This window comes from Delftia sp. ZNC0008 (assembly GCF_000799035.1).
GTDB classification, from domain to species: Bacteria; Pseudomonadota; Gammaproteobacteria; order Burkholderiales; family Burkholderiaceae_C; genus Comamonas; species Comamonas tsuruhatensis.
In genome coordinates this window covers 1-1,039 of sequence record NZ_JTKZ01000514.1, presented here as the reverse complement: position 1 = coordinate 1,039, position 1,039 = coordinate 1, and the positions used below count along the sequence as shown (strand labels likewise).

2 protein-coding genes are annotated in these 1,039 nt (G+C 69.5%); both read left to right on the top strand.

From position 1 onward, the window contains the following. Window positions 1–680: glycine cleavage T C-terminal barrel domain-containing protein (locus L995_RS17370; RefSeq protein ID WP_047472771.1), on the top strand; the 680-nt coding region annotated here is incomplete at its 5' end. A 134-nt stretch (window positions 681–814) separates the two neighbouring features. After that, window positions 815–1,039: glycine cleavage system protein H (locus tag L995_RS17365; RefSeq protein WP_047472770.1), on the top strand; the 225-nt coding region annotated here is incomplete at its 3' end.

Sequence of the window (1,039 nt, the reverse complement as noted above, 5' to 3'; positions counted from 1 at the left end):
TGCAGGGCCCGCAGGCCGCAGCCGCCATGGAGCGCCTGCTGCCCGACACGGCCGGCCTGGTGTTCATGACAGGCGGCCACTTCGACTGGGAGGGGGCCGAGCTGTACATCACGCGCAGCGGCTACACCGGTGAGGACGGCTTCGAGATCTCCCTGCCCGCCAGCCACGCCGAGGCCTTTGCCCGTGCCCTGCTGGCCCAGCCCGAAGTCAGGCCCGTGGGCCTGGGCGCGCGCAATTCGCTGCGCCTGGAAGCCGGCCTGTGCCTGTACGGCAACGATCTGGACACGACCACCACCCCGGCCGAGGCCGCCCTGAACTGGGCCGTGCAGAAGGTCCGCCGCGCAGGTGGCGAGCGCGAAGGCGGCTTTCCCGGCGCGGCCACCGTGCTGGCCCAGCTGCAGTCGCCCGAGCTGCTCACGCGCAAGCGCGTGGGCCTGGTGGCCCTGGAGCGCGTGCCCGTGCGCGAAGGCACGGAGCTGCTGGATGCCGGCGGCCGCAAGGTCGGCCAGGTCACCAGCGGCCTGCTGTCGCCCACGCTGAACCAGCCCGTGGCCCTGGCGTACGTGGAGCCGGGCAGCGCCGCCGTCGGCACCACGCTGCAGGCCATGGTGCGCGGCAAGGCCGTGCCCATGCAGGTGCAGGCCACGCCCTTCGTGGCGCCCCGCTATCACCGCGGTTGAGGACAGCCTGCGCGCTTGGCGTGGATCGAGTTCGGCGGATTCGTTTTTCCTGCCATCGCATGCCGCTACAGTGCGCACTGACCTTTCTCAAACCGCGTTTCACAGGTTTTTTTCAGTTTCTATCGGAGCAAGCCATGAGCATCCAGTATTCCAAGGACCACGAGTGGATCAACGCCGCCAACCCTGACGCGGCCATCGTCGGCATCACCCTCCACGCGCAGGACGCGCTGGGCGATGTGGTGTTCGTCGACCTGCCCGCCGTGGGCACCAGCTTCAACCAGGGCGATGTGGCCGGCGTGGTCGAGTCCGTCAAGGCCGCCGCCGATGTCTACATGCCCGTCAGCGGCGAGATCGTCGAA